The 20,431-nt window shown below is 73.4% G+C and carries 13 protein-coding genes; 12 read left to right on the top strand and 1 reads right to left on the bottom strand.

From position 1 onward, the window contains the following. Window positions 1–41 precede the first annotated feature (41 nt). The 4 genes from IF54_RS0132440 to IF54_RS0132425 all read left to right on the top strand — a co-directional run bounded on the left by IF54_RS0132440 (window position 42) and on the right by IF54_RS0132425 (window position 8,542). Window positions 42–3,098, top strand: a complete 3,057-nt coding sequence (locus tag IF54_RS0132440; RefSeq protein WP_030325319.1) for an AfsR/SARP family transcriptional regulator — start codon at window positions 42–44, stop codon at window positions 3,096–3,098. A 299-nt stretch (window positions 3,099–3,397) separates the two neighbouring features. Then, a complete protein-coding gene (locus tag IF54_RS0132435) occupies window positions 3,398–3,958 on the top strand; it encodes a sigma-70 family RNA polymerase sigma factor (protein WP_030325316.1) in 561 nt (186 codons plus the stop codon). Between the two features lie 43 nt (window positions 3,959–4,001). Next, window positions 4,002–7,343, top strand: a complete 3,342-nt coding sequence (locus IF54_RS0132430) for a right-handed parallel beta-helix repeat-containing protein (RefSeq protein WP_030325314.1) — start codon at window positions 4,002–4,004, stop codon at window positions 7,341–7,343. Next, entirely contained in the window at window positions 7,340–8,542 is a 1,203-nt protein-coding gene (locus IF54_RS0132425; RefSeq protein WP_037820934.1) for a S8 family serine peptidase, read from the top strand. The genes IF54_RS0132430 and IF54_RS0132425 overlap by 4 nt, the downstream gene beginning before the upstream one ends. 169 nt (window positions 8,543–8,711) lie before the next feature. On the opposite strand, the gene IF54_RS0132420 is transcribed toward IF54_RS0132425, so the two are convergent. After that, a complete protein-coding gene (locus IF54_RS0132420) occupies window positions 8,712–12,629 on the bottom strand; it encodes a type VII secretion protein EccC (protein ID WP_037820961.1) in 3,918 nt (1,305 codons plus the stop codon). 153 nt (window positions 12,630–12,782) lie between these two features. On the opposite strand from IF54_RS0132420, the gene eccD reads away from it, so the two are divergent. From eccD to IF54_RS0132380, 8 genes are all read left to right on the top strand, one after another. Beyond that, entirely contained in the window at window positions 12,783–14,189 is a 1,407-nt protein-coding gene (gene eccD, locus IF54_RS0132415) for a type VII secretion integral membrane protein EccD (protein WP_030325311.1), read from the top strand. Between the two features lie 16 nt (window positions 14,190–14,205). Next, window positions 14,206–15,684, top strand: a complete 1,479-nt coding sequence (gene eccB / locus IF54_RS0132410; protein ID WP_030325310.1) for a type VII secretion protein EccB — start codon at window positions 14,206–14,208, stop codon at window positions 15,682–15,684. Between the two features lie 121 nt (window positions 15,685–15,805). Beyond that, complete coding sequence (locus tag IF54_RS0132405) at window positions 15,806–16,141, top strand: hypothetical protein (RefSeq protein WP_030325308.1); 336 nt, start codon at window positions 15,806–15,808, stop codon at window positions 16,139–16,141. A 35-nt stretch (window positions 16,142–16,176) separates the two neighbouring features. Next, window positions 16,177–16,497: a WXG100 family type VII secretion target gene (locus tag IF54_RS0132400; protein WP_030325307.1), complete on the top strand. Its 321-nt coding sequence runs from the start codon at window positions 16,177–16,179 to the stop codon at window positions 16,495–16,497. Window positions 16,498–16,514: 17 nt separating this feature from the next. Further along, a complete protein-coding gene (locus tag IF54_RS0132395; RefSeq protein ID WP_030325305.1) occupies window positions 16,515–16,994 on the top strand; it encodes a type VII secretion system-associated protein in 480 nt (159 codons plus the stop codon). Then, window positions 16,994–19,612, top strand: coding sequence for an AAWKG family protein (locus IF54_RS0132390; RefSeq protein ID WP_030325302.1), 2,619 nt, complete (start codon window positions 16,994–16,996; stop codon window positions 19,610–19,612). Before IF54_RS0132395 ends, IF54_RS0132390 begins: the two co-directional genes overlap by 1 nt. Window positions 19,613–19,658: 46 nt before the next feature. Then, the gene (locus tag IF54_RS0132385) at window positions 19,659–20,090 is read left to right on the top strand and encodes a YbaB/EbfC family nucleoid-associated protein (protein WP_051735625.1); all 432 of its coding nucleotides are present in this window, start codon (window positions 19,659–19,661) and stop codon (window positions 20,088–20,090) included. Next, on the top strand, window positions 20,083–20,427 hold the full coding sequence (locus IF54_RS0132380) for a hypothetical protein (RefSeq protein WP_030325299.1): 345 nt from the start codon (window positions 20,083–20,085) through the stop codon (window positions 20,425–20,427). Before IF54_RS0132385 ends, IF54_RS0132380 begins: the two co-directional genes overlap by 8 nt. Window positions 20,428–20,431 lie beyond the last annotated feature (4 nt).

Genomic DNA, 20,431 nt, shown 5'->3' with positions numbered 1-20,431 from the left:
GTCCGTGCCGGGGGGTCTGTGGCGGCGGGGAGAGTTCTGAGGTGCGGGAGCAGGTTCGGTTCGCGGTGCTGGGGCCGGTGAGTGCGTGGCGCGGCGCGGTCGAGGTGGACCTCGGGCCGCCGCGGCAGCGGGCGGTGCTGGCCGTGCTGCTGCTGGCCGAGGGCGGCCGGGTTCCGGTGGACCGGTTGGTCGACGCGTTGTGGGGAGCCGCTCCGCCGGCCTCCGCGGTGGGGTCGGTGCGGACGTATGTGCACCGGCTGCGGCGGGCCCTCGGCGAGGACGCGGCGCTGATCCGGTCCGTGGGGGACGCCTATGTCGTGCGCGCGCTCCCCGGCGACCTCGATCTCGCCGCCTTCCGGGAGCTGACCGCTCGGGCCGAACCGGCCAGGCGCGCGGGGGACTTGCACGGGGCCGCCGTGCACCTGCGGGACGCGCTCGCGCTGTGGCGGGGTCCCGCGCTGTCCGGGGTGCGCGGGGAGTTCACGCAGGTACGGCGCGAACAACTGGAGGCGCTCCGGCTGTCCGCCCTGGAGTCCCTGCTGGCGATACGGCTCGATCTGGGCGAACATGCCGAGGCCGTAACCGAGTTGGCCGTACTGGTCGCCGGGCATCCGTTGGACGAGCGGTTTCGCGAGATGCTGATGCTGGCGCTCTACCGGTGCGGGCGGCAGTCCGCGGCGCTGGAGACGTACGCCGAGGCCCGGACGCTGCTCGCGGAGGAGCTGGGCGTCGACCCGGCACCCGCGCTGCAACGCCTCTACGAGCGGATCCTGCGCGGGGACGGGGACTTGCTCGCCGTACCGGGCGACGGGGGTCCGGCGACCGCGAACAGCCACAGTGCGACACGGGACACGGTGGCCTCGGACACCGTGGCCCCGGACACCGTGACCCCGGACACCGTGACCCCGGACACCGTGACCCCGGACACGGTGGCCCGGGATGCGGTGGCCCGGGATGCGGTGCCGCCGCACGCCGTGCCGCCGCACGCGGTGACCCCGGTCGAGGCGACGCCCGCGCCGTCCGCGACCCCGCAGCCGGCGTCCCCGCAAAGACCCTCCCGCCCCGTCCCCGCCCAACTCCCCTCCGGCCTGCACGGTTTCGTCGGGCGGGAGGCCCAGCTCGACCTGGCCTCCGCGCTGGTCCCGGAGGGTGACGCGCCCTCCGCCACCGTCGTGATCGGCGGTACCGCGGGGGTCGGCAAGACCGCGTTCGCCATCCACTGGGCCCGTCGGATCGCCCCCCGCTTCCCGGACGGGCAGCTCTACCTCAACCTGCGCGGCTTCGACCCCGTGGGCGCCCCGGTCCCACCCGCGCAGGCGCTGCGCACCCTGCTGGAGGCGCTCGGGGTCCCGCCGCGTGAACTCCCCGAGGACCAGGACGCGTTGGCGGCACGGCTGCGGACCGTGCTGACCGGGCGCCGGGTGCTGATCCTGCTGGACAACGCCCGGGACGCCGGTCAGATACGGCCCCTGCTGCCCGGCGCGCCGGGCTGCCTGGTCATCGTGACCAGCCGGAACCGGCTGGGCGGGCTGGTGGCCGTGGACGGCGCCCGCCCGCTGCGTCTGGACGTGCTGACCGCGCGCGAGGGCCGCGACCTGCTGCTGCGCCGCCTGGGCGCCGAACGCGTGGCCGCCGAACCGGAGGCGGTGCGCGAGATCGTCGAGCTGTGCGCGCGGCTGCCGCTGGCCCTGGCGGTCGCGGCGGCCCGCGCGGCCGACCGCACCGCCTTCCCGCTCGCCGCGCTCGCGGACGAACTCGCCGAGGGGCACGGCAGTCTCGACGCGTTCACGGACGCCGACCAGGCGGCCGACGTACGGGCCGTGCTGTCCTGGTCGTACCACGCGCTCTCGCCCGCCGCGGCCCGGCTCTTCCGGCTGCTGGTGCTGCACCCCGGCCCTGACGTCTCGCTGCCCGCCGCCGCGAGTCTGGCCGGTCTCGGCACGGCCGCCACGCGGAGTCTGCTGGCCGAACTGGTGCACGCCCATCTTGTGGACGAGCCGGCGCCCGGCCGCTACGCCTGGCACGACCTGCTGCGCGCCTACGCCGCCGAACTCTCCGCCGGGACAGCCGGCCCCGACGAGATCACGGCAGCCCGCCGTCGCATGGCCGACCACTATCTGCACAGCGCCTACGCCGCCGCCCGGCTCATGGACCTCACCCGGGACCGGATCGTCCTGGCCGACCCGTCCCCGGGGGTGCGCAGCGAGGCGCACACCACCCCGCAGCGGGCCATGGCCTGGTTCGGCACCGAACGGGCCGTCCTGGTCGCGGTGTTGAGGGAGGCCTCGGCGCACGGCTTCGACGTCCACGCCTGGCAGCTGGCCTGGTGCGTGGAGCACCACTTCGGCCGGCAGGGGCTGTGGCACGAGCTGGGCGTCACCCTGCGCACCGCGCTGGAGTCCGCCGACCGGCTCGGCGATCCGACCGCCCTCGCGCACATCCACCGGGGGCTGGCCCAGGCCGAGTCGTACGCGAAGCGCACCGGTGACGCGCGGGCGCACATCGAGCGGGCCATCGAGCTGTTCGCGAAGGTGGGCGACGTCCCGGCGCTGACCGAGAGCCATCGTCAGCTGAGCGTCGTCCTGGAGGTGCAGGGCGATCTGGAGGGCGCCCTCGACCACCACCGGCAGGCCCTGGAGCTGCTCGGCCCGGACGGCGACGGCCGGTTGCGGTCCTGGATCCTCAACGGGCTGGGCTGGTACCACTCGTTGCTGGGCCGGCACCGCGAGGCACTCGAGTTCTGCGCGACCGCGCTGGAGCTGGCCCGCGCCCGCGACGACGACTACACGCTCGGGCACGTCCTCAACAGCATCGGGCACGCCCGGCACCATCTCGGCGCCCACGACGAGGCCGTCGCCGCGTTCGAGGAGGCGCTGGCGCGTTTCCGGCACGTGGGCGGGGTCCCGTGGGCGGAGGCACACACGCTGGCCTCGCTCGCCGACTCCCGGCTGGCCCTGGGGCAGCCGGACCGGGCCCGCGCCCTGCTGGCGGAGGGGGTGCGGATCCTGGAACGGCTCGGGCATCCGGACGCGGGAGCGATGCGCGAGAAGCTGGCCGCTCTGGCGCCGGACGGAGACCGGGCGGCGCCGAGCGGGTGAGGGTCGCCGCATCGGTGCACCTCCTCGTACCGGCGGACGGGACGCTCACCCGCACTACGGGGCCCTGGGGCCGTGAGTTCTGCCTCCGCCGCCACCGTTACCGTACCGTTACCCCTCGGCTCGGCGGGCCGGATTCCCTTCCGGGGACGAGAACCCCACGCGGCTCTGCTCCGTAGTGAGAGATGGGGCCGTCGTCTCGCACCGGGCGGCGGACACCGGGCGCGGACGGCCATCGCACCGCAATCGGGAGTCGATCCGGACTCGATCGACAGCCGATCGGCGGCCCCGACGATCGGTGCGTGATCGCGAACGAGCAGCAGGAGAACAGAAAATGCCCGGACGGGGGCCAGGCCTTCGCGCGTGTGATCTACCAGACGCACGGCACCGCCCTGCTCCAGTTCGCCCAGGGACTGACCCTGGGGGACGTGCACGGGGCCGAGGACATCGTCCAGGAGGCCGTGCTCCGGGCCTGGCGCCACGCCGACCGGCTCACCTCGACACCGGGGCTGACGCGTCCGTGGCTCTTCACCGTCGTACGGCGGCTGGCCATCGACGCCCACCGCACCCGCCGGGCCCGTCCCGCGGATCTCATCCCCACCGCCCTGGACCGCGAGGTCGTCTCCGACAGCAGCGAACGCACGCTGACGTCACAGGTGTTGACCCGGGCGCTGGCCGAACTCGACCGCCCGCACCGGGAGGTGCTGGTACACCGCTACTGCCTCGACCGCAGCATCGAGGAGACCGCGGCCGAACTGAACCTCCCCCAGGGCACGGTCAAGTCCCGCAGCAGCCACGCCCTGCGGGCCCTGCGTCACGCGCTCACCTCGCTCGGCGCGGCCACCCCGGCCGCCCTGCGCTGACCGGCTGCCCCTACGGCACTCACATCTCACTGGAGGCTCCGGCGTGCCACGCCAGCTACTGACCGTCTGCCAGGAACCCGCCCCGGACTCCCCCGCGGACTCCTTCCGGACCATCGGCGAGGCACTGGAGCGGGCGCGCGGCGGAGCCGTGATCAGTGTCCGCCCGGGCCGCTACCAGGAGGGCCTGGTGATCGGCACCCGGGTGACGATCGTGGCCGAACAGGCCCGCGGCAGCGTGGAGATCGCGCCCCGGCGGGGCAGTGCGGTGGTGCTGAAGGCGGACGCCGTGATGCTCACCGATCTCGTACTGACCGGCCGGGACGAGGAGTTGCCGGTCATCGACGTGGCGCGCGGCCAACTCGCCCTGGAAGGCTGCGACGTGACGGGTGCGGGCTGGACCGCGCTGCTCGCCCGGGGCACCGGCTCGCTCGCCATGCGCGACTGCCGGGTCACCAACCCGCAGGGCGCGGGCCTGGTCGTCACCTCCCCGGTGGACAGTTCGGTCGAGTCGTGCACGGTGGAGCACCTGGGCACCTCGGGCACGGTGATCGGCGAACGCGGCCGGGTCACCCTGCGCGGCTGCACGGTCCGCGACGCGCGCGGCAACGGCGTCCTCGCGAACGGCGAGGCGCGCGGCTCGGTCGAGGACTGCGACATCTCCTCCACCGACAAGCCCGCGATCGCCCTGGAGGACCAGTGCACCACCCGGGTCGTGCGCACCGCCGTGCACGACACCAGCACCGGCGTCCACCTGAGCAGCGCGGCCCGCACCACCCTGGAGGACGTGACGGTCACCGGCACCACCGGTCCCGGGATCGTGCTGTCCGGCGGCACCGATCCGTGGCTGCGGCGCTGCCGTACGACCCGGACCGAGGGCCACGGCATGGCCGTACTGGAGCGGTCGCGCGGCACTATCGAGGACTGCCGTCTGGAGGCGGCGCAGGCACCGGCGCTGCGGGTCGGCGGGTCGTCCTCACCGGTGCTCATCGGCCTTTCCGTGCAGGGGAGTTCGGCGGCGGGTGTGCTCCTGGAGGAGGAGTCGGTGGCCGAACTGGACCGGCTGGAGGTGGTGGACGCCGGCGGCGTCGGCATCTCGGTGCGGACCGGTGCGAACCCGCTGCTGCGGCGGGCGCTCGTCACGGCCCCCGGCGGCCACGGCGTGGAGGTCTCGGCCGACGGGCGCGGGCGCCTGGAGGACTGCGTGGTCGAACGTCCCGGCGGGGCGGGCGTCCGGGTGGAGGACGACGGCAACCTGTACGTCGGCGGCGGCAGCGTCGAGGTGGCGGGCGGGCCCGGTCTGTCGGTCGGGCCGGACGGCAGCGTCACCCTGCGGGACTGCGAGATCCGCGGCGACCGCGGCAGCGCGCACCCCGGGGTCCTGGTCGAGAAGGGCGGCGAACTCACCGCCAGCAGACTGCGGGTGACCGGTGCGGGCGGCCACGGTGTGGTCGTGGAGGACGGCGGGCGCGGCGCCTTCACGTCCTGCGAGTCACTGCGCAGCGAGGGCGACGGCTTCCGCGTCGACACCGACGCGCCGGTCTCCCTGGTCAACTGCACGGCCCGTGAGAACACCGGCGGCGGCCTGGTGCAGGTCCGCCCCGGCGACCGGCTCGCCGTGGAGGGGCTGACCAGCGCGGACAACGGACGCCGGGACGCCTGGGGGCTGGGCGACGCGGAGGGCACGGACCCGGCGGGTGCCACGGCCTCCTCCTCCGGCTCGGCGGGGGAACAAGGAGGCGGCGCGCTGGGTGAGTTGGACGCGCTCATCGGCCTGGAGGACGTCAAGCAGCAGGTCCGCACGCTGGTCAACCTCACCCGGCTCGCGCAGCGCCGGGCGAGCATGGGGATGCCGGTGCCGCCGATGAGCCGCCATCTGGTCTTCGCGGGCCCGCCCGGCACCGGCAAGACCACCGTCGCCCGGCTCTACGGCGCGATCCTCACCGAGTTGGGCGTGCTGCGCTCCGGCCACCTGGTCGAGGTCTCGCGCGCGGACCTCGTGGCGCAGATCGTCGGCGGGACGGCCATCAAGACCACGGAGACCTTCAACAGAGCGCTGGGCGGCGTTCTGTTCATCGACGAGGCGTACACCCTGGTCTCCGACAGCCGCAGCGGCGGTGCCGACTTCGGCCGGGAGGCCGTCGACACCCTTCTGAAGCTGATGGAGGACCACCGCGAGGACATGGTCGTGGTGGTGGCCGGCTACAGCGACGAGATGACCGGCTTCCTGGCCTCCAACCCGGGCCTCGCGTCTCGCTTCTCGCGCACGGTGGAGTTCGCGAACTACTCGGTCCCTGAACTGGTCGCCATCATGGAGTCGATGTGCGCCCGTCACCAGTACGAGCTGGCGGACGACACCCGCAAGGCCCTGGCCGTCCGCTTCGAGCGGATGCCGCGCGACGCGGCCTTCGGCAACGGCCGCGCGGCCCGTCAGCTGTTCGAGGAGATGGTGGACCGCCAGGCGACCCGGCTCGCCTCCCAAGTCGAGATCGGGCAGCGCGACCTGGCGCTGTTCGTCCCGCAGGACGTGGGCGAGGACGCGGCGGCCGCCGTGAGCGACGAGGGTCCCGCGGGCGGCGATCCGCTGACCCGGCTGGGCGAGATGACCGGCCTGGCCGGCGTCAAGCGTGACGTCACGGACCTGGTCAACCTCCTGGCCACCGCCCGCCGTCGCGAGGCCGCCGGTCTTCCGGCCCCCCGTATCAGCCACCACCTGGTCTTCACGGGGCCGCCCGGCACCGGCAAGACCACGGTCGCCCGCCTCTACGGCGAACTCCTCGCCTCTCTGGGCGTGTTGCCGCGCGGCCAGCTGGTCGAGGTGGCCCGGGCCGACCTGGTGGGCCGCTATGTGGGCCACACCGCCCAGCTGACCCGCGAGGTCTTCGAACGGGCCTTGGGCGGCGTGCTGTTCGTCGACGAGGCGTACACCCTCACCCCGCCGGGCCCGTCGGGATCCTCGGACTTCGGCAGGGAGGCGGTGGACACCCTGCTGAAGCTGATGGAGGACCACCGGGACGAGGTCGTCGTCATCGTCGCCGGCTACACGGAGGAGATGGCCGGCTTCCTGGCCTCCAACCCGGGCCTGTCGTCCCGCTTCTCGCGCCGCGTGGAGTTCACCGACTACTCCACCGACGAGCTGGTCACCATCGTCCGGCAGCACGCGGAGACGAACGGCTACGCGTGCGGGCCGGGCACGGGTACCGCCCTGCGCACGCACTTCGACGCCCTGCCCCGCGACCGCTCCTTCGGCAACGCGCGCCTGGCCCGGCAGGTCCTGGAGACGATGATGACCCGCCAGGCGGGCCGCATCAGCGCGATGGCCGCGCCCGGCTTCGACGATCTGCGGTTGCTGCTGCCGACGGACGTGCCGGGCGGGGAGGTCAAGTGAAGCGTCCAGTAAGCGTGTTGACCCTGGCGTTGACGGCTCTGGGTGGACCGGCCGCGGCGGCTCCCCTCGCCGACGGCGGGGTGAACCTCCCGGTGATCCCCTCCGCGCGGGCTGCCGGAGCCTCCTGTACGGCGGGGTCGTCCGCGGTGGCGAAGGCCGTGCCGTGGGAGCAGCGGTCGCTGGGGCTCGCGCGGGTGTGGCGGACGGCGGGCGGGAGCAGGGGCGGTGCCGGGGTGACGGTCGCGGTCGTGGACACCGGGGTCGCCGCGCAGGCACCCGCGCTGGCGGGTCGCGTGACGTCGGTGGGCGCGGCGGACGGCGACTGTGTGGGACACGGGACCTTCGTGGCGGGCCTGATCGCGGCCGCGCCCTCCCGGCAGGTGCGCTTCGCCGGGGTCGCGAGCGCGGCCCGTGTCCTCGCCGTGCGCGGCACGGACACCCGGGGCACGGCCACGGCCGCCTCGCTGGCCTCCGGGATCCGCTCGGCCGCGCAGGCGGGCGCCGAGGTCATCGTCGTCTCCCCCGCGCTGGCGCAGGGCTCCGCGGAGCTGACGGCCGCGGTGGCGTACGCGGCGAAGCGGGACGCGCTGCTGATCGCGGCGGCGGCTCCCGATCCCACCGGCCCGGCCACCGCGTCGCCTCCGCCGCCCCGGGACTACTGGCCCGCTTCGGAGCCCCGGGTCCTGTCCGTCCTGGACCTCGACGCGAAGGGCTCCCGGCCCGCGAACGCGCCCAGTCCCCTGCGGGCCGACCTCGCGGCTCCCGGTGACGGTGTCGTGGGCATCGGTCCCTCCGGCAAGGGCCACTACATCGGTTCCGGTGCGTCGCTCGCGGCGGCGTACGTCGCCGGTACCGCGGCGCTGGTGCGGTCCGCGCATCCCGACCTGACGGCCGCGCAGACGGCTGCGCGGCTCAGGGGGACGGCGTATCCGTCCGACGTGCCCCGGCTGGATCCGTACGCGGCGGTGACCGCCATACGCACGGGAGCGGCGCCGAAGGACGACGGGCCGCAAGAGCCCCCGGTGCGTCTGGCTTCGGACGCCTCGGCACGCACCGCGAGTCACCGCGCGCTGGCCATGGCCGCGGCGGGGGTCGCGGTGGGCTTGGGGGTGGCGTGGGCGGCGGTGATCGTACGACTGCGCAGCCGACGACTGCCTGGGGGTGGCCGCGGCGGGGAACTCGGGCAGCCGGGTGCGTAGTCGGCTGCCGGCCGGTGGGGGCTGGTCGCGCAGTTCCCCGCGCCTCTGAAAGCCCTCACCGCAGGCCGGCCCTGAAAAGGCCCTCGGGGCAAGCCCAGCCCACGCCGCCCCGCCAGCCCTCCACCCTCACCCACCCGGGCACCGCAATCCCGGCCCACCACACTGCCCATCAGCCCTCCACCCCCACCAGCCCCGTCTGAATCAGTGTCGCCTTCCGGCGTACGATGCTCAGCGCTCGGCCCGCCGGGAGGTTCCGTGGCTTGGTGTTGCCGAAGACGTAGCCCTCCGACGGGGGGCACGACAGCAGCAGGCCGGGCGTGTTGACCTCGTCCAACCGCCGCAGGAGCTGGTCGTTGAGGCCGCGACCCGCGCCCGTTGCCGAGCGGACCGCCACCACGTGCAGGCCGACCTCGTGGCCCAGCGCGAGGTGGTCGAAGAGCGGGGCGAAGGGGTGGTCGAAGGCGTTGCTGCCGCCGATCATGTCGTAGTCGTCGACCAACACGAACAGCCTCGGCCCCTTCCACCAGTCGGCGAGCCGCATCCGTGCCGGGGTGATGTCGGGCCCCGGCGCCCGGGTCTTCAGCGCGCGTGCCGACCCCGCCACCAGCTCCTTCAGGGAGTCCACGGACACCGCGTGCCCGAGCTGGTACTCCGGCGGCACCGCGTCCACCAGCTCGCGCCGGTAGTCCACCACCAGCACCCGGGCCTCCGCGGCCGTGTAGCGGGAGGTCACCGCCTGCGCGACCAGCCGCAGCAGGTTGGTCTTGCCGCTCTCGGTGTCGCCGACGGCGACGAGGTGGGGCGTGCGCGAGAAGTCGTGCCAGACCGGGGCGAGCTTCTCCTCGTCGAGGCCCAGCGGGATGCGCAGGCCCTCGGCGACTTCCGGCTCGGGGAGGGAGGACAGCGGCAGGCGGTGTGGCAACATCCGCACGGGCGGCGCCCCCGGGCCCGACCAGGCGCCGGCGATCCGTTCCACCAGGTCGGCGACGCCCTCCGCGAGGTCGTCCGTGTCAGGGCTGCCGTCGATCCTGGGCAGCGCTGCGAGGAAGTGCAGCTTGCCGTCCGACGTCAGGCCCCGTCCGCCGGTACGCGGCACGGAGGCCGCCTTGCGGATGTCCACGACGGAGTCCATCGTGTCGCCGAGCCGCAGTTCGAGCCGGGTGGCGGCCTGGTCGCGGATCTGCGCGGACAGCTCCACCCAGCGGGCGGTGGTGACGACGAGGTGCACCCCGTAGTTGAGGCCGCGCGCGGCGATCTGGTTGAAGGTGGCCACGTGGCTGTCGTGGTCCTGGCGGACCGTGGACCAGCCGTCGACGACGAGGAAGACGTCCCCGTGCGGCTGGTCGGCGAACTCGCCCTCCGCGCGCCGCCGTCGGTAGGCGGCCATGGAGTCGATGCCGTGGTCGAGGAAGAACCGCTCGCGGTCGGCGAGCAGGGTGTTCACCTCGGCCACGGTCCGGCTGATCCGTTCGCTGTCGAGCCGGCTGGCGACCCCCGCGACGTGCGGCAGGCCGGCGAGCGCGGCCAGTGAGCCGCCGCCGAAGTCCAGGCAGTAGAACTGGACTTCGCGCGGGGTGTGGGTGAGAGCGAGCGCGGTGATCAGGGTGCGTACCACCGTCGACTTGCCGCTCTGCGAGCCGCCCGCGACGGCGACGTGCCCTCCGGCGCCGGAGAGGTCCACCACCAGCGGGTCCCGCCGCTGCTCGAAGGGCTTGTCGACCAGTCCGACGGGCACCCGCAGGCGTCCGGCACCCGGCCATCCGGTGGCGTTCAGTCCGCGTGCAGGGTCCTCCGCGATGCCGGGCAGGAGTTCGTCCAGCGTGGAGGGCGCCCCCAGCGGCGGCAGCCACACCTCGTGGGCCGGTGGCCCGGAGTCCCGCAGCCGGTCCAGGGCGACGGAGAGCAGGGTGTCCGAGGACTCCTCGTCCGGGGTGACGACCGGCGCGGCCGGTGCGACGGCCCTCGGCACCACCCAGCCCGCCGTCCACGGCACGATCTGGCTCGCCACCCTGGCCTGGGCGACCCCGCCGCGCCTCGTGCGGTAGGCGCCGGACACATAGGCCGCCCGGAACCGGGTCAGTGCCTCCACCCCGCTCTTGAGGAACCCGGCGCCGGGCTGCGAGGGCAGCTGGTAGGCGTCCGGCACCCCGAGCACGCCCCGGCTCTCCATCGCGGAGAAGGTGCGCAGGCCGATGCGGTACGACAGGTGGCTCTCCAGGGCGTGCATACGCCCCTCGTCGAGCCGCTGCGAGGCCAGCAGCAGATGCACCCCGAGCGAGCGGCCCAGCCGTCCGATCATCACGAACAGGTCCATGAACTCCCGGTGTGCGGCGAGCAGTTCGCTGAACTCGTCGACGACGACGAACAGGCTGGGAAGCGGTTCGAGGGGGGTTCCGGCCGCGCGTGCCTTCTCGTATTCGAGGGCGGAGCTGTAGTTCCCTGCGGCCCGCAACAGCTCCTGACGGCGGATCAGTTCGCCGTGCAGGGCGTCCTGCATGCGCTCGACGAGGGCGACCTCGTCGGCGAGGTTGGTGATGACGGCCGAGGTGTGCGGCAGCCCGTCCAGGCCGAGGAAGGTGGCGCCGCCCTTGAAGTCGACAAGGACGAAGTTCAGGGTCTCGGAGGAGTTGGTCAGGGCCAGCCCCAGCACCAGGGTCCGCAGGAGTTCGCTCTTGCCGGAGCCGGTGGCGCCGATGAGCATGCCGTGGGGGCCCATTCCGCCCTGCGCGGACTCCTTGATGTCCAGTTCGACGGGCCGTCCGTCGGCGCCCACGGCGACCGGCACCCGCAGCCGCGCGGCCCCGGTGGCGCGCCGCCACAGGGTCGCCGGGTCGTGCCGGTACAGGTCGGGGATGCCGAGCAGGGTGGTCAACTGCACGTCGCTGGCGAGGGGTTCGGCCGCGTCCGCGCTCAGGCTCATCCGGTACGGCGCCAGCAGCCGGGCCAGCGCCTCGGCCCCGGCCTGTCCGAGCGCGTCCGGCCGGCCGAGCGGGGTGGACTGCTCCTTGCGGCTGCGGTCGGTGCGCACCAGCCTGACCGAGCCGGGCCGTACGTCGAGGCGGAGCGTGGTCCGTCCCGGCCGCCAGCTCAGCGCCCCGGACAGGTCGAGGACGACCGTGTTACGGGCTCCCGGCCCGTCCAGCCGGTGTCCGGCCGGGACCGTCACGCCGTCCACCACGATCACGGTGAACGGCTCGTCGCGGCCCGGGAGTTCATCGGGGTCGAAGGCGGCCCGCTCGGTGAACTCCGCACCCAGCAGGTCCTCCAGGTCGGTGAAGGCGGACGCCACCATCCGGGCGGGCCCGGCGCCGTCGCGCTCCTGCGGGTGCAGGGTGTGCGGCAGCCACTTGGCCCACTCCCACTGCCCGCGGCGCTCGTCGGAGACGCACAGCGCGATCCACAGGTCCTCGGGCGCGTGGAACACCGCGAGCTGGCACAGCGCGGCCCGCACGAGGGACCGTACGGCCTCCTCGTCACCCCGCAGCAACACCCGTGACCAGGACCGGAGATACAGGCCGATGGGCTGGTCGGGGACCGTGCTGTAGGCGCGTACGAAGCGGCGCAGGGCGTGTGCGGACAGCGGTTCCAGGTCGTCGACCGGCTTGGTGGACAGGGGGCTGAGCCGCATGGACAGCTGCTGCTCGCCGACCGCGATGCGGACCTCGCCGAAGTCGTCGTCCTTGGGCCGCCGTTCCCACAGCCGGGTGGTGCGCACCAGGGAGCGCAGTGCGACCGGGGCCGGGTGCCGCCAGGCGAGGGCCTGCTGCTGCTCGATGACGGCCCGCTGGACCTTGGCGCGGGTCTGGGTCAAGTACCGCAGGTAGTCCCGGCGTTCGCCGTGCAGCCGCTGCTTGCGCTCGCCGCTCTTGCGCATCACCTGGCCGACCATCATGGCGCCGGAGGCCAGCACCATCATGCCGAGCGCGAGGTAGCTGAAGACGCTGCTGGTGCCGCCGGGCCGGATGAACACCAGCATCATCGAGACGGACATCATCGCCATGGGCAGATAGGTCCACACGGCCGAGGTGTCCGGCACGGTCTCCGGGAGCGTGGGCGGCTCCTGGAGGGTCAGCTCCCCTTCGGGCATCTCGGGACCGCGGCGGCGGGCGGGTCGGCGGAACAGGACGACGCTCAACGGAGGGGCTCCTCAAGCAAGCAGCGGTGGTCGGGAGAACGCGCGAGGGGTCTCACTCCGTATTACGGATGGGGAGCCCCGCAGGATCTGTGCCAGGAGAATTCGATGACCGACCACCAGGTGGCCGAGCTGTGCCACCTCACCGTCCGGGGCCCGGCCCGGACGATCGACCTCGCCGTGCCGGCGGACGTGCCGGTCGCCGACCTGCTGCCGACCCTGCTGCGGTACGCGGGCGAGGGCACCGAGGTCGAGGAGAGCGGCCTCGACCACGGCGGCTGGGTCCTGCAACGCCTCGGTGAGCGGCCCCTCGACGAGGAGGGCACCCTGAAGTCCCTCGACCTGAAAGACGGCGAGGTGCTCCATCTGCGGCCGCACGACGCGGCGTTGCCGGAGGTGCGCCTGGACGACCTGGTGGACGGCATCGCCAACGTCACCCGGGACCGGCTGCACGGCTGGACCCCTCAGGCGGGCCGCAAGCTGCTGCTGGCACTCGCGGTGGCGGCGCTCGCCCTCGGCCTCGGGGTGCTGGCCTGGCCGGGCGGCTCGCCTGCCGTGCGGGCCACGGCGGCCGGCGCGACCGGGCTGCTGCTCCTCGCGGGCTCGGCGTCGGCCGCCCGGGCCGTGGGCGACCGGGCCGCCGGCGCGGCCCTCGGCTTCATGGCGGGCCCGTTCCTGGCGCTGGCCGGGTTCCTCGTGCCGGGCGGCGACCTGGGCGGGCCGCAGGGTCAGGAGGTGTTCGGGTCACGGCTGCTGGCGGCGGGCGCCGCGGGCGCGGGCGGGGCGGTCCTGGCCCTCGCGGTGGCGGCGGTGGCCGCGCCTCTCTTCCTCGGCACCGCGCTGGTGTGGGTGTGCGCGGCGCTCGCCGGGGCCGCGATCGGCGTGTTCGGCCTGTCCGTCGACGGTACGGCGGCCGGGCTCGCCGCACTGGTCGTGCTGGTCGGCGGGTTCGTGCCCGCGCTGGCGTTCCGGCTGGCCGGGATGCGGATGCCCGCCCTGCCGGGCAGCGCCCAGCAGCTCCAGGAGGGCATCGAGCCCTACCGGGGCCGGGACGTGGCGACCCGCACGGAGCTGGCGAGCGGCTGGATGACCGCCCTGTACGGCGCGACCGGCGCGGTCTGCGCGGGCTGCCTGGCCACCCTGTCGATGCGCCCGAACCTGCCCGAGGCCCTCACCACCGGGGTGCTGTCGCTGCTCCTGCTGCTGCACGGCCGGGGCATGGTGAACGTCCCGCAGCGCATGGCCCTCGTGCTGCCGGGCGCGCTCGGCGCGGGCCTGCTCGTCGTCACCGCCACCGAGGCGGTCGGCGCCGGCCGACGGCCCCTGCTGGTGGCCGGGTTGCTCGCGCTGACCGCCGTCCTGGCGATCGCGTCCTGGACGATGCCGGGCCGCCGCATGCTGCCGTACTGGGGGCGGGCGGCCGAGCTGCTGCACTCCGGACTCGCCGTCGCCGTCCTGCCGTTGACCCTGTGGACCCTCGGCGTGTTCGGCGCGCTGCGGGCGATCAGCGGCTGAGCGGGGGACGGGAACCATGCAGTCCAAGCGCGACCAGGTACAGGCGCACGCCTTCGTCATGAACCGGCTGTCCTCCGGGATGCTGCTCGCCGACCCGGACGCCCCGGAGAGCCCCCTCGGGCGCACCACCCGGGGCGCGGTGACCGGGATCGTGGTGGCGGTGCTGGTGGCGGCCGGGGCTGTGGTCTACGGGCTCGTCTCGCCCGGCGGCAACGACTCCTGGCGGAGCTCGGGCACGCTCGTCGTCAACCGGGAGACCGGCGCCCGCTACCTCTACTACGACGGCCGGCTGCGGCCGGTGCGCAACTACGCCTCGGCGCGGCTGATCGGCGGCAACGAGCTGAAGACGGAGGACGTCTCCACGGCCTCCCTCGGTGACACCCCGGTCGGCGCGCCGGTCGGCATCCCGGGCGCCCCGGACGCGCTGCCGGGCGGCGGGAACCTCGACTCCGGTGCCTGGCAGGTGTGTTCGGCGCTCGACGAGGACGGCTCGGCGGTCACCGCGCTGATCGCGGGCGGCCCGACCGCGTCCGACGGGATCGGCCCCGGGGACGGGGTGGTGGTCCAGGGCCCGGACGACGCGGTGTACCTGGTGTGGCAGGGCAGCAGGCTGCGGCTCGACGCGAAGTCCGGCGCGGCGGTCTCCCTCGGCTACGGCACCGTCACCCCGCGCCCGGTCTCGGCGGCCTTCCTCGACGCCCTGGTGGAGGGCCCCGACCTGGCCGCGCCGAAGGTGCCGGGCCTCGGCTCCGCAGGCCCCGCCCTCGGCGGCTCGGCGAGCCGGGTCGGCCAGGTGTTCCGGGTGAGCGTGCCGGGCTCCGCCCAGCGGCCGTACTACCTGCTGCGGAAGGAGGGCCTGGCCCCGCTCACCGACACCGAGGCGGCCCTCGTCCTGGGCGACCCCGCCACCCGCGAGAAGGCGTACGGCGGCTCCTCCCCGACCGCCGCCGACCTGGGCGCCGACACCCTCAAGCAGCATCTCGCGCCCGGCAGCGCGGGCCGCTCCCCCGGCGCCGACGGCCTGCCCGCCGCCCCGCCCCGGGCCTTGCCGGTGCCCGCGCGGCAGGCTGCCTGCGCCCGGGTGGAGCCCGGCACCGACGGCACCCGGGTCTCCTCGGTCCTGGTACCGGTCACCGACCTGGGCCCGGTCACGGCGGCCCCCACCGACCAGGTCGCCCCGGCCTGTCTGCGGGTGGACGGCGTGGTCGTACGGCCGGGTCACGGCGCCCTGGTGCGGGCGCTGGGCGCGGACGGGAGCGCGGTGGGAGACACCACCTATCTGGTGGCCGACAACGGCGTGAAGTACCGGGTGCCGTCGACGGCGGCCCTGGAGGCGCTGGGCCAGACGGACTCCGCCGTACGGTCGTTGCCCGCGCCCTTGCTGTCGATGCTGCCGACGGGCCCGGACCTGGATCCCGCGGCGGCGACGGGAGCGGGCCGGCCACGCACCACGGGCCCGCTGTGCTCCGACTCCCCCTCCTCGCAGCAAAACTGACGCGTCCTCACGAGAACCCGGCGCCCCACCCACTCCGTAGTACGGGTTGAGGGGCCTCCGCCCACACCCCCCTAGGGGCGGAGGCCCCGCCCCCTACGCGCACTCCGAACGGGAGGTCCCCATGGCCGGTGGCCAGCAGTCAAACGAACAGGCGACCCGCAACGGCATCCAGGCACTCGAGGCGGCCTTCAGCGGCATCCTCAAGTCCCGCCAGGACGTCGACAACACCCGCGCCACCCTGTCCTCGGGCTACCAGGGCAGCGACGGCGGCCAGTTCGGCGCGCTGCTCGCGCAGTGGGACGAGCAGTGCAACACCATCCTGCGCAACCTGGAGGACATGGTCGACAAGCTCAACACGAGCCTCGTCGAGCACGGCAAGGCCCAGGGCTCCTCCAACGACGCCATCAACCAGGCCTACAACGCCTCCCAGTCGGCGTTCGACCAGCTCATCGGCTGAAGTCCCCTCCGTCCACCGCACCGAGCGAGGTTTCGATGTCCGACCTGAACGACGGCTACATCTACGTCGACTACAACCACATGAACAACGCGGCCGACGACATGGTCCAGCAGACCAAGGCGATCGCGAACACCCTGGCCTCCCTGGAGGCGGAGCTCAACGAGCTCGTCAAGTCCTGGTACGGCAACGACGCCGACATGTACCGGCAGAAGCAGGCCGCCTGGGACGCGGCCGTGCACAACATGGAGCGGCTGCTCACCTCGCACGCCTCGCTGCTGACGGACATCTCCGGCCAGTACCAGTACAGCGAGAACCAGTTGACGCAGATGTGGTCCGAAGTCGGCATCGGCCGCTAGCGGGAGCACCGACGACCATGGCGGACCTCACCCATCTCGACGGCCCCGCGCTCCAGCGCTTCGTCGACAACGACCTCGCCGATTTCCTCACCGCGCTCAAGGCCATCCGCCGGGACAGCACGGCGGACAGCGGCGGGATCCGGGCGCTGCGCAGCATCGTGGACGGGGCGACCACACCGGACTCGCTCCAGCAGAACCAGGCGCTGGCCATCGGCTCGATGGGCACCGACGACTTCCTGCACGGCAAGTCGCTGCTGACCGCCGCGACGGGCGCCGCCAAGAGCGTGGACGCCGTCTTCGCGCAACACGTCGATCTGTTCGGCGACATCGAGCGCGACATGAAGCAGACCATCCGCACCATGCTCAACACCCAGGGCAGCAGCTTGCACTCCATCGGCGCGGAGCAGATGCTCGACGTCTTCTCCGACGTCGACGAGGGCATGAGCGAGAACCCCGGGGACCAGACCACCTCCTCCGGCCACGAAGACGACAACTGATGCCCTACGACCAGGACGACTACTGGGGCCAGGCGGTGACGCTGTTCACCGGCTACCCCATGCCCAGCCGGGCGACCCTCTTCGACAAACTGAAGAGCAAGGAAGGCATCCCGCTGTTCCGCATGGACATCCGCTCGGAGTCCATGCGGAAGCTGTCGGACGCCGACTACACCGCGATCAGCGGCTGGCACGTGGCGAGCGGCGACGACTACATCCTGACGTTCGTCGGGACGTCCGGGGGCAAGGACGGCTCGGACCACAAGAGCGACGACTTCAACCTGTACAAGGCACACATCGTGTTCATCGGGGTGTTCCTGGACGGCAACGGCCGCGCCCGGCTGCTGGACGCGGGCGAGACCTTCTCGGGCACGCCCTTCACGGGTCACTACGGCGACCAGTGGGACAACACCACGCTGGGCCAGTACGTCAGCGGGGCGAAGGCCGCCCTCGACGCGCTCGCGGCGGACAGCGCGCACAGCACCGCCGGGTTCTCCTACAACGGCGCCTCCGTGGCCGACAAGGACGCGGTCAAGCTCAAGTCGTTCGAGCAGACCGCCCAGTCCTTCGACCGGGCGAAGAAGTTCTTCGCGGACCAGGCCGTCGTGCTCAAACAGTGGGAGGACTCCCTCGGCGGCGACGACAGCGCCTGGCAGGGGCAGGCGGCCGGTGTCTTCCGCGACCTGGTGCACCAACTGCGCAAGAACTACGACGCGTACGTGGAGCAGATGGGCGGTGCCACCTACACCGCGCAGAACACCTCGCTCGACTACTACACCCCGCGCTCCCCGTACTCCGACGCCCTGATCAAGGCGCAGAAGGACCTGTGGCGGCAGACGCTCGTGCTGCGCACGGCCTGGATCGCCTGGGCGAACACCGGCCAGCACGACCCGCACCGGGGCCTGCTGGAGATGCTCGACGAACTCACCGCGTGGGTCCTGGAGAACAACGTCCACCAGGTCGGCACGCGTCAGGTCCAGGGCAGCCCGCGCTACGAGGCCACCGCCAACTTCAAGCAGAGCCACCCGGTCTACGGCAACCTCAACGACGTCAACAACTGGAAGAAGGTCGGCGAGGCGGCCGTCCGGCGCTGGACGACGTACATCGAAAGCCAGTTGATCCCGTTCGCCAAGCAGGCGCTGTCCGACCTGAACAACGCGTGGATCGCGGCGATCGACCCACTGGAGGAGCCCCTGGACGCGAAGGACACCTCGTCCCTGACCGACCAGTACGAGCACCACCAGAACGGCAACGACGAGCACAACGGCTCGACCGACGACTTCCGCCAGAGTCTCGACGACGCGCTGAACAACCTCAACACGGGGATCAACAACAGCATCTCGGGCCTGGGCGACAACCTCTCCGGCGTCGGCGACAGCCTGGCCGGTCTCGGCGACAACCTCACCGGACTCGGCGACAACCTGGGCAACGGGCTGAACGACCTGACCACGGGCCTGGGTGCCGGGCTGAACGGCCTCACCTCCAACCTGGGCGCGGGCCTCGGCAACCTCAGCGACCTGAACACCGGGCTGACCAGCAACCTGGGCGACGGCCTGAACCTGGGCTCCGGACTGGGGACCGGCCTCACCAACCCCGGCGGCGGCACCACCACCCTCAACCCGGACGGCACGCTCACCACGACCTACCCGGACGGCTCGGTCAGCATCTTCGACCCGAGCACCGGCAGGATCACCACCACGACCAAGGACGGCAAGTCCACCACCACGGACCTGGACGCCGGGGACAGCATCACCAACCCCGACGGCAGCGTCACCACGCTGAACCCGGACGGCACCCTCACCACCAAATACCCCGACGGCACGGTCACCACGGTCGACCCGGCCACCGGCGTGGCGACCACGACGGACCCGGACGGCCACGTCACCACCACCGACCTCGGCAGCGGTCTGAGCGGCCTCGGCGATCCCGGCCACGGCCTGGACCTGGGCGACCTCGACGACTTCGACCACCTGAGCGACAGCCTCGGCAGCCTGAACAGCAACCTCAGCGGTCTCTCCCACTCCCTGGGCACGGGCTCCGGCACCCCGATGACTTCCGGCCTGACCGGGCTCGACGGCACCGGTTCGCTCAGTTCGCTCGGTGGTTTCAGCGGCCTCGGCGGCGGTACGACGGGATCGAGCGGCCTTCTCGGCCCGTCCTTCGAGGGATATGACGACTCCCCCTACACCTCGGGCGCGCTCGGCGCCCCGACCGGCACGTCCGCCGCGTCCGGCGAGTCCGCTGCCTCGAACGGGATGCCGATGATGCCGATGGGCGGTGCTCCGGGCGCGGCCGGGGGCCAGTCCGGCACCGGCGAGCGGGTCCGCAACGTGCTGACCGAACCGGGAGCGGGCGGTCCCCTGGGCGGCCGCTCGCGCCGCACCGGCAAGAACCGGTCCACGGAGGACGACGAGGCCGAGGGGACGACGACCGGGCGGACCAGGGTCAGCACCAGTTCGACGGGCTCCCCGTTCGCCCCGCAGTCCGACGCGGGCCGCCGGGACGGCCGTAGGACGGAGAGCTCCGGCGCGGAGGAGCGGGCCAGCTGGCTCGCCGACGAGGAGGACGAGGACGTGTGGGGTGCCGACGAGGGCGGGGCGCCCTCGGTGATCGGACGGTGAGCGGGCGGTGAGCGGATCCCGCTACGAGCAGCGGCTCGCCGAGGCGATGGCCGAACTGGACGCCACCCGGGCGGCGGTGGCCCGCGCGGAGGCCGAACTCGCCGAGGCCGCCGTCACCGTACGGTCCAAGGACCGCAGCGTGGAGGTCACCGTGGGCCCGCAGGGCGAGTTGACCGGGCTGCGGTTCCTGGAGGACCGGTACCGGACCATGCCGGCCGGGCAGCTGGCCGCGAGCGTGCTGGAGGCGGCGGCCGAGGCGCGCGGGGTGATGGCCCGTCAGGTCATGGACCTCTTCGAGCCGTTCACCCTGCCCAGCGAGCGGGTGCCGGAACTGACCGGGGTCGACGTCGACTGGGCGAGGATCTTCGGCCCGGCCGTCCTGGAGGACGGCCCCGGCCGGGACGCCGGGCGCCGCCGGCACGACGACATCGGCGACGAGATCACCGAGGACCCCGAGGAGGAGCACCGCCATGGCTGACAGCAACGCCTACTTCGCCGACCCCGGCCGCATCCAGGCCGGGGTCCGGCAGGTCGACGCGATCAGTTCGCTGGCCCAGGAGATGGTGCGGGACTTCGTGTCCGCCGTGAACCTCACCCGTGACTGGCCCGGCCAGGACGACGAGTTCGCGCGCGAGGTCAAGCCGCAGGAGAAGTCCGAGCGCGAGTCGGTCACGGACACCGGCCAGGCGGTCACGGACGCCATCGTCGGCGTCGCCAACGGCACCCACACCAACCTCCAGAACATCCTCGGCACCCAGAACGGCGTCCTGGACGCCATCCACGAGTCCGCCGCGAACGGCCCCGGAAGGCACTGAACCG

This window comes from Streptomyces sp. NRRL B-3229, assembly GCF_000719505.1.
Lineage (GTDB): Bacteria > Actinomycetota > Actinomycetes > Streptomycetales > Streptomycetaceae > Streptomyces > Streptomyces griseorubiginosus.
The sequence above is the reverse complement of the archived record's forward strand: the minus strand, read 5'-3'. Positions and strand labels throughout refer to the sequence as shown.